We start from the raw sequence: 8,636 nt of genomic DNA on the forward strand, positions 1-8,636 counted from the left end.
GGCGAGCGCGGCGTCCCCGTCGAGCGCAAAGTGCCGTTTGGTGAGGACGGAGAGGCCGTCGAGCGCCGCCACCGTGCCGTCTCCGTCGGTCGCCCCCTCGTTCGTGACGAGCACCCCGAAGCCGTCGTCGCCGGGGTAGCATCCCGTCACGCCCGGACCGGGCAGGTACAGCTCTCCGATGCGGGCCGCCCCCGCGCCGCTCGCCGCCGGGACCTCGCACGCGGGGTCGACCGTCTGCTCGTCGACGACCCCGCCCAAGGCCGAACCGTTCACGAGGACGTCGAGGCTGCGCGAGCGCGGTTCGATGAGCACGATGTCGCGGGCCTGCGCGCGCACCCGCCGGAGGGCGTCGTCGGAGAGCATCGGGGCATCGCGCAGGACCAGGGTCGCGGGCGCCGCGGCGAGCGCGCGTTCCGCGGCCCCGCGATCCCGGGCGACGACGACCTGCACGCCCTGCTGTTCGAGCACCCGGACGAGGGCACGCGTCCCGTCGGGGGCGGGCGATTCCGGATCCAGGGCGTCGCGCGGCGTCCACCCGCCGAACACGAGCACGGTTCCGACGAGGCTCACGACCGCGAGCGCGGCGACGAGACCGATCCATCCGGCACCGACGCGGACCCGGCGCCGGGTCGGCCCGGCGGCGAGGGCCGTCACGGGGCGACCGCCGCGGCGTCCGAGGAGACTCGCGCGCGCACGGCCGTCTCGTCGAGGCGCACGATCAGGTCGTAGCTCTCCGCCGTGCCGGGCCGTCCGAGGTAGCGGACGTCGTCGAACACGGCGGCGCCCTCCGCGGCCGGGATGCCGAGGATGGGGAGGGTCTCGCCGGCGGAGCGGGCGAACGCGCGCGCGGTCGCGCCCGGCGGGGGGTCGACGATGCCACGTTCGGTGAGTCCCCGCGCGAAAGCGCGGAAGCGCAGCACGATGGCGTCGTCCCACTCCCCGCGCCCGGCGGCCGCCGTGGCGTCCGCCCTCAGCTCGGCGGCCGAGCGCGCGTCGTCGTCGTCGAACAGCGCGCGGGCGACCGGTGCGGCTCGCACGGTGCTGCGCGGTCGTCCCCAGATCAACACGCTCACGATGATCGCGGCGACCACCAACACCGCGAGCACCACGAACGCCCAGGGCCCCCAATCACCCGACACGGGTGCGGAGAACAGGCTCTCCAGGAAGTCGCGGACCGCGCGCGCCGCGCGGTCGAACGCCGTCGGCTCCGCGGCACGGTAGACGGGGTCGGCGAGCTCGCGCTGGGCCCACTCGCGCGCCTCGTCGGGGTCGGGGAGGAGCGGGGTGGAGCCCGGCCTCGGCCAGAGGACGGGGGTCACGGTTCGCGGGGCGGGCTACCCGGAGCGGCCCAGGAGGTCGGGTCGGACGGCGGTGCCGCGGGTGAAGGACTCACCGGCGGAGTGGCGGGCTGCGGGGGCGGGTCGGCCGGCGCTGTGGCGGCGGGCTGCGGCGCGGCGAAGGGCTGCGGCGCCGGGGCGGGCTGCGGCACCGGGATGGGCTGCCCGGCGGAGGGCTGCGCGGCGGAGGGTGCGGACCACCCGGGCGCGGTCGGGGCCGGTCCGCCGCCCGGCGCGGGCCACGCGACGGGCGGAGCGCCCCACGGGGGCGCCGGTGCCCACGTCCGGCCGACACCGACCCGGTAGGGGTCGACGAGCCCCGTGCGCCCGGCATCCCGCGCCTCGACGTACGCCGCCAGGTCGTGGTCGAGCCCTTCCACGCGCATGCGGGCATCGACGTACACCAGGACGGCGGATGTCGACTGCACGACCACGGCGATGCACTGCACGAGCAGGATGCCGATCTGTCCGACGAGTTGAAGGACGACGTAGGAAATGAGCGTGCTCACCTCGTCCGCGCCGGTGGGAGCGACGATCACGGTGAGTCCGCTGGACAGCAGGCTCAGGGGCAGCGAGATCACCTGCGCGACGAACCCGAACGCGAGCGAGATGATCGCGAGCACGCCGAAGGTCGACCAGAACCGGCGCCGCGTCAGCACCCACGAACGGACGATCCCGCGGCGGACTCCGACGCCCTCGAGGATCATCACCGACGGGACGAGGAACAGCTTGGTCGAGATCCACGCGCTGAGGGGGATGAGTCCGAGGGCGAACAGGATGCCCAGCACGATGCCCAGGGGCAGCACCGCCAGGCCGAGGAGCACCGCGATCCCCCCGAGCACCGACGCGTGGGTCACGGGCAACATCGGCCAGTACCTCGGCAACAGCGTCGCCGCCGTGTTCCCGGCGCTGGCCCTCATGCTGCTCCTCGGCGTCGCCGCCGGATTCGTGCTGGAGGTGATGGTGTTCCGCGGGCGGGGCGGCATCCTGCTGCTGTTCCTGGCGGGCATCATGGTGCCCGGTCAGATGATCCTCCTGCCGCTGTTCTCGGTGTACTTCCAGGCCGGGATCACCGGATCGCTGTGGCCGCTGATCATCACGTACACCGCGACCGGCCTGCCGCTCACCGTGTTCATGATGGCGACCTACTTCCGCGCGATTCCGCGGGAGGTGTTCGAGGCCTCGACGCTCGACGGCGCCTCGATCTTCCGCTCGTTCTTCTCCGTGGCGCTGCCGATGGCCCGCAACTCGATCGTCACCGTCGGGCTCGTGCAGTTCTTCTTCTTCTGGAACGACCTGCTCATCGCCCTGACCTTCACCAACTCGTCGCAGCTGCGCACGGTGCAGGTGGGACTGCTCAACTTCACCGGGCAGTTCGGCGCGACGCAGTACGGCCCGCTCTTCGCGGCGATCTGCATCAACGTCTTCGGCATCCTGGCGATCTACCTCGTGCTCAACCAGCGCATCATGGCGGGTCTGGCCAGCGGCGCGGTGAAGGGATGACGGCACCGGAGTTCCTGCGCGCGGCCGTCATGACGGCGGTCGACACGACCGTCGTCGAGACCCGGCCCGTGCCGGCGCTCGCTCCGCACGAGGTGCTCGTCGAGATCCGCGCCGTCGGCGTATGCGGCTCGGACGTGCACTGGTACCGCGACGGACGCATCGGGTCGACGCACGTCGAGGATCCGCTCGTGCTCGGGCACGAGGCATCCGGGGTCATCGTCGCGGTCGGTGCCGACGTCCCCGACGCCCGCGTGGGGCGGCGCGTCGCGCTCGAACCCGGCGTCCCGTGCGGGCGCTGCACGCAGTGCCGGGCCGGGCGGTACAACCTGTGCCCCCACGTGCGGTTCTTCGCGACCCCGCCCGTCGACGGGGCGTTCGCGACCCATGTCGCCCTCGCGTCCGACTTCGCCCACGACGTCCCCGACGCGCTCGACGACGACGAGGCCGCCCTGATCGAGCCGCTCGCGGTCGCCCTGTGGGCGGTGCGGAAGGCGGGCGTCGGCATCGGCGACCGCGTCCTGGTGAGCGGCGCGGGACCCGTCGGGCTGCTCGTGCTGCAGGTCGCCCGCGCCGCGGGTGCCGAGGTGTGCGTGAGCGACGTCTCCGCCGAGCGGCTCGCCGTGGCGGCCGAGCTGGGCGCGTCGACGACGGTCGACCCGCGTAGCGAGTCCCTGCCGACTGACCGGACGGTGCTCGTCGAGTGCTCGGGTGTCGCGGCGGCGACCCGCGCGGGCATCGAAGCGCTGGAGCCGGCCGGTCGCGCCGTGCTGGTGGGGATGGCCGCGAACGGCGAGGTCACGCTGCCGCTCGACGTGCTCCAGTCGCGCGAGATCGTGCTGACCGGCACGTTCCGGTACGCGAATCAGTACCCGGATGCCATCGCCCTCGCCGCCGCGGGACGGGTGGATCTCCGCCGCCTCGTGACGAGCGTGCACCCGCTCGGCGGCGTGCACGACGCCCTCCTTCTCCCCGGGCGCGATCGCGCCGCCCTCAAGCCCATGGTTCACCCGCAGCAGGATGAGATGACCACCGCATGACCGTAGACGTATCCCCCCTCACGTTCGAACACCTCCGCGACGCCCTCGGCATCGGCGTCGCCGCCCCGCGCCTGTCGTGGAAGACCGAGGCCCCCGCCGGGTGGCGGCAGGCCGGGTACGAACTCGAGATCACGACCGAGCGCGGCGTCGAGACGTCCGGCGTCGTGTCCGGCGCCGAGTCGGTGCTGGTCGACTGGCCCTTCGCGCCCCTGGCCTCGCGCGAGGCGGCGACGGTGCGCGTCCGCGTGATCGGCGGCGACGAGGTGGCATCCGCGTGGTCTCCGGCGTCGCGGGTCGAGGCGGGACTCCTGGATGCCACGGACTGGATCGCCGGCGTCGTCGGGCCGGCGTGGGACGAGGAACCCGAGGCGCTGCGGCATCCGCCCCGCGTCCGTCGCGCGTTCGAGGTCGCGTCGGAGGTCCGCCGCGCGCGTCTGTACGTGTCGGCGCACGGTCTGTACGAGGTCGAGATCAACGGCCGCCGGGTCGGCGACGACGCGCTGTCGCCGGGCTGGACGGTCTACGGCGAGCGCCTCCGGTACTACACGTACGACGTCACCGACCACCTCCGCGCGGGTGCGAACGCGATCGGCTCGTGGCTCGCCGACGGCTGGTACCGCGGGCGCCTGGGCTTCCACGGCGGCTACCCGAACCTGTACGGCAGCGACATCGGCCTCATCGCGCAGCTCGAGATCGAGCACGTGGACGGGACGCGCTCGATCGTGGCGACGGATGCCGAGTGGGAGGCGGCGCTGAGCCCGATCCTGTCCACGGGCCTGTACGAGGGCGAGCACTACGACGCGCGGCTCCAGCGGCCGGACTGGGCGACGGCGGACGACCCGGCGTGGACGCCGGCGCGGCTGCTGCCGCTCGACCATGCGACCCTCGTCGCGCCGGAGGGGCCGCCGGTGCGGTGCACCGAGGAGCTCGCCCCCGTCGAGGTGACGCGGTCGTCGACAGGCGCCTGGGTCCTCGATTTCGGCCAGAACATCTCGGGGCGCCTGCGTCTGTCGGTGGATGCCGAGGCGGGGACGGTCATCACGCTCCGGCACGCCGAAGTGCTGCAGGACGGCGAGCTGTACACCCGGCCGCTGCGGGGAGCGCAGGCCACCGACGTGCTCGTGCATGGCGGCGAGCCGCTGGAGTGGGAGCCGCGCTTCACGATCCACGGCTTCCGGTACGCCGAGGTCACGGGCTGGCCGGGCGACATCGCCCCGGGCGCGATCACGGCCCGGGTGTACCACACCGACATGGAGCGCACGGGCTGGTTCTCGTCGTCGGATCCGCTCCTGAACCGCCTGCACGAGAACGTGCGGTGGTCGATGCGCGACAACTTCGTCGACATCCCCACCGACTGCCCGCAGCGCGACGAGCGGCTCGGCTGGACCGGCGACCTGCAGGTGTTCGCGCCCGCGGCATCCTTCCTCTACGACTGCTCCGGCATGCTCCGCTCGTGGCTGCGCGACGTCGCCGTGGAGCAGCTGCCGGACGGCACCGTGCCCTGGTACGTCCCCGTGATCCCCGGCGGCGAGGAGTGGACGCCCATCCGCCCGGGCGCCGCGTGGGGCGACGTCGCCGTGCTCACGCCGTGGACGCTGTACCGCCAATTCGGCGACGCGCGGATCCTCCGCGACCAGTACGACTCGGCCCGGAAGTGGGTCGACCTCGTCGCGCGGCTCGCCGGACCTTCGCGCCTGTGGAACACCGGCTTCCAGCTCGGTGACTGGCTCGACCCCGCCGCGCCCCCGGAGGACCCCGCGGATGCCACGACCGACCGGTACCTCGTCGCGACGGCGTACTTTGCCTGGTCGAGCCGCCACGTCGGGAAGATGGCCGAGGTGCTCGGCCGCGACGAGGACGCGACGACGTACGGGCGGCTCGCGGACGAGGTCCGCGCGGCCTTCCGCCGCGAGTACGTCACCGCGTCGGGACTGCTGAGCAGCGACGCGCAGACCGCCTACGCGCTCGCGATCGAGTTCGAGCTGTACGCCGACGTCGCCGAGCGCGACGTGTGGGGTGCGCGCCTCGCCGAGCTCGTCCGCGCCGGCGGCAACCGCATCGCGACGGGCTTCGCGGGGACGCCGCTCATCACCGACGCGCTGACGCGGTCGGGGCACGTCGACACCGCGTACGACCTGCTGCTCGAGAAGGAGTGCCCGTCGTGGATGTACACGGTGCTCTCGGGCGGCACGACGACGTGGGAGCGCTGGGACAGCCTGCTGCCCGACGGCACGGTCAACCCCGGCGGCATGACCTCGTTCAACCACTTCGCCCTCGGCGCGGTGGCCGACTGGATCCACCGCACGGTCGGCGGCCTCGCGCCGCTCGAGCCCGGATACCGGCGGATCGCCTTCGCTCCGCGTCCGGGCGGCGGGCTCACGCACGCCGCGGCCGAGCACGAGACGCCGTACGGGCGCGCCGCGATCGCGTGGCGCCTCGAGGACGGTGAGCTGCGGGTCGAGCTGCGCGTCCCCACGGGCGCGACCGGCGTGGTCGAGCTGCCGGACGGTCAGCGGTTCGAGGTGGCATCGGGGACGCACGAGTTCGCGGGGTCGCTCGCCCCGGGCCGTGAGGTCTTCTCGGCATAAACGCTTCCCGCGCGCATAAACGCGACGGCAACGCGTTTATGCGCGCTGGGGGCGTTTATGCGTGAACTGTGAACCGCAGTCGGGGTGCCCTGCTGAGTTTGAGAACGGTTATCACTACCGATACAGTGGGGGCCATGACCCGACGCCTTCTCGCCCCCCTCGTCCTCGGCGCGGCCTCCGTGCTCGCCCTCGCCGGTTGTGCCGGCGGCACGCCCTCCGCCAGCGGTTCGACCGACGCCGGTGGAAAGGTCACGGTCGTGGCATCCACGGATGTCTACGGCTCGATCGCGCAGGACATCGGCGGTGACTTCGTCAACGTGACGTCGATCATCACCTCACCGACGCAGGACCCGCACGAGTACGAGGCGAGCGCGCAGGACCAGCTCACCCTCAAGGGCGCGCAGCTCGTCATCGAGAACGGCGCCGGCTACGACGCGTTCATGGAGTCGCTCATCGAGGCGAGCGGTTCGACGGCCGATCTGCTGACCGCGGCCGAGTACAACAGCACGTACCCCGGTGGCGGCTCGCACGACGACGCGAGCGCGTCGCCCAGCGCGGCCGACGACGACCACGGTCACGACCACGTCGAGGGCTTCAACGAGCACGTCTGGTACGACCCCGACACGGTCGACGACCTCGCGAAGGCGATCGCCGAGCACCTGGGCAAACTCGCCCCCGACCACGCGGCCGACTTCACCGCAAACGCCGACGCGTTCGTGCAGAAGGTCGCGGGCCTCAAGGACTCGCTCGGGCAGATCGAGGCGAAGGATGCCGGCGCGAAGGTGTTCGTGACCGAGCCCGTGCCCGTGTACCTCATCGAGGCCGCCGGCCTGGTGAACGCGACGCCGAACGAGTTCAGCGAGTCCGTGGAGGAGGGTCAGGACGTGCCGCCCGCGACCATGCTGGAGTCGCTGCAGCTGCTCGACTCGGGCCAGATCAAGGTCATGATCGTGAACCCGCAGACCGCCGGCGCCGAGACCACGCAGGTCACCGACGAGGCCAAGGCGAAGAACATTCCGGTGCTCGAGTTCACCGAGACGCTCCCCGAGGGCCAGACTTACCTCTCGTGGATGCAGAGCAACATCACCGCGCTGTCGAACGCGCTGGCGGCGTGACCGACGCCGCACCCCTGCGCATCCGCGGAGCCGCGCTCGAACGCGGCGGACGCGAGCTGTGGTCCGGGCTCGACCTCGAGGTCGAGCCCGGCGAGCTCGTCGCGGTCCTGGGCCCGAGCGGTTCGGGCAAGACGACGCTGCTGCGCGCGATCCTCGGCCTCGAGCGGCTGAGCGACGGCACGATCGAGGCGCTCGGCGCCCCGGTGCGGCGCGCCGGCAACCGCCGCATCGGCTACGTGCCGCAGCAGCGGCCGCTGCCCCGCGAGACCCCGCTGCGCGGGCGCGACATCGTCGGCCTCGGCGTCGACGGGCACCGGTTCGGGCTGCCGTTCTCGCGCCGCAAGGACCGCGCCCGCATCGACGGGCTGCTCGAGGAGGTCGGCGCGACCGCGTTCGCCGACCGCCCGGTCGGGCTGCTCTCCGGCGGGGAGCAGCAGCGGCTCCGCGTGGGGCAGGCGCTCGCCGACGACCCCCGGCTGCTCCTATGTGACGAGCCGCTGACGAGCCTCGACCTCGCGAACCAGCAGGCGGTCGTGCGGCTCATCGACCGGCACCGCCGCGAGCGCGACGCCGCGGTGCTGCTCGTCACGCACGACATCAACCCGGTGCTCGCGCACGTGAACCGGATCCTCTACATCGCGCACGGTCGCTTCACGCTCGGAACCCCCGACGAGGTGCTCACGTCCGAGACGCTGAGCGACCTGTACGGCGCTCCGGTGTTCGTGACCCGCGCGGGCGGGCGCCTGGTCGTCGTCGGTGCGCCCGACGCCGACGAGAGCCACCACCACCACGACGAGGGCGACGCATGAACTGGGCGGACGTGGGCGACGCCCTCTTCGGCGGCGTGAGCCAATACGGCGCGATCCTCGACCTCGTGCAGAACTCCGTCTACGCGGGCGCCGTGCTCGGGCTCGTGGGCGGACTCATCGGCGTGTTCGTGATGCAGCGCGACATGGCCTTCGCGGTGCACGGCATCAGCGAGCTGTCCTTCGCGGGCGCCGCGGTCGCACTCCTCATCGGGGCCGATGTCGTCTCGGGGTCGATCGTCGGGTCGCT

9 protein-coding genes are annotated in these 8,636 nt (G+C 72.8%); 6 read left to right on the forward strand and 3 right to left on the reverse strand.

What is annotated here, in order from left to right; all coding sequences use genetic code 11:
• The 3 genes from I5G_RS17540 to I5G_RS23325 form a co-directional block, all read right to left on the reverse strand.
• On the reverse strand, window positions 1-654 hold a 654-nt coding region (locus I5G_RS17540), incomplete at its 3' end, for a DUF4350 domain-containing protein (protein ID WP_022880226.1).
• Window positions 651-1,319: a DUF4129 domain-containing protein gene (locus I5G_RS23320; protein ID WP_022880227.1), complete on the reverse strand. Its 669-nt coding sequence runs from the start codon at window positions 1,317-1,319 to the stop codon at window positions 651-653. The genes I5G_RS17540 and I5G_RS23320, both read right to left, overlap by 4 nt.
• Window positions 1,316-2,161 carry a glycerophosphoryl diester phosphodiesterase membrane domain-containing protein gene (locus tag I5G_RS23325; protein WP_204365578.1) on the reverse strand — a complete coding sequence of 282 codons (846 nt, stop codon included), beginning with the start codon at window positions 2,159-2,161 and terminating at the stop codon, window positions 1,316-1,318. Before I5G_RS23325 ends, I5G_RS23320 begins: the two co-directional genes overlap by 4 nt.
• Here I5G_RS23325 and I5G_RS23330 point away from each other — a divergent pair.
• The 6 genes from I5G_RS23330 to I5G_RS17580 all read left to right on the forward strand — a co-directional run.
• Window positions 2,127-2,840, forward strand: coding sequence for a carbohydrate ABC transporter permease (locus tag I5G_RS23330; RefSeq protein WP_022880229.1), 714 nt, complete (start codon window positions 2,127-2,129; stop codon window positions 2,838-2,840). The two genes, I5G_RS23325 and I5G_RS23330, sit on opposite strands and share 35 nt — an antisense overlap.
• The gene (locus I5G_RS17560) at window positions 2,837-3,877 is read left to right on the forward strand and encodes an NAD(P)-dependent alcohol dehydrogenase (RefSeq protein WP_022880230.1); all 1,041 of its coding nucleotides are present in this window, start codon (window positions 2,837-2,839) and stop codon (window positions 3,875-3,877) included. The genes I5G_RS23330 and I5G_RS17560 overlap by 4 nt, the downstream gene beginning before the upstream one ends.
• Window positions 3,874-6,465, forward strand: a complete 2,592-nt coding sequence (locus tag I5G_RS23335) for a glycoside hydrolase family 78 protein (protein ID WP_022880231.1) — start codon at window positions 3,874-3,876, stop codon at window positions 6,463-6,465. Before I5G_RS17560 ends, I5G_RS23335 begins: the two co-directional genes overlap by 4 nt.
• A gap of 134 nt (window positions 6,466-6,599) precedes the next feature.
• Window positions 6,600-7,580: a metal ABC transporter solute-binding protein, Zn/Mn family gene (locus tag I5G_RS17570; protein WP_022880232.1), complete on the forward strand. Its 981-nt coding sequence runs from the start codon at window positions 6,600-6,602 to the stop codon at window positions 7,578-7,580.
• The gene (locus tag I5G_RS17575) at window positions 7,577-8,389 is read left to right on the forward strand and encodes a metal ABC transporter ATP-binding protein (RefSeq protein WP_022880233.1); all 813 of its coding nucleotides are present in this window, start codon (window positions 7,577-7,579) and stop codon (window positions 8,387-8,389) included. Before I5G_RS17570 ends, I5G_RS17575 begins: the two co-directional genes overlap by 4 nt.
• A partial coding sequence (locus I5G_RS17580) for a metal ABC transporter permease (protein ID WP_026096054.1) occupies window positions 8,386-8,636 on the forward strand: 251 nt, incomplete at its 3' end. The genes I5G_RS17575 and I5G_RS17580, both read left to right, overlap by 4 nt.

This window comes from Microbacterium sp. B19, from assembly GCF_000333395.1.
GTDB lineage: Bacteria > Actinomycetota > Actinomycetes > Actinomycetales > Microbacteriaceae > Microbacterium.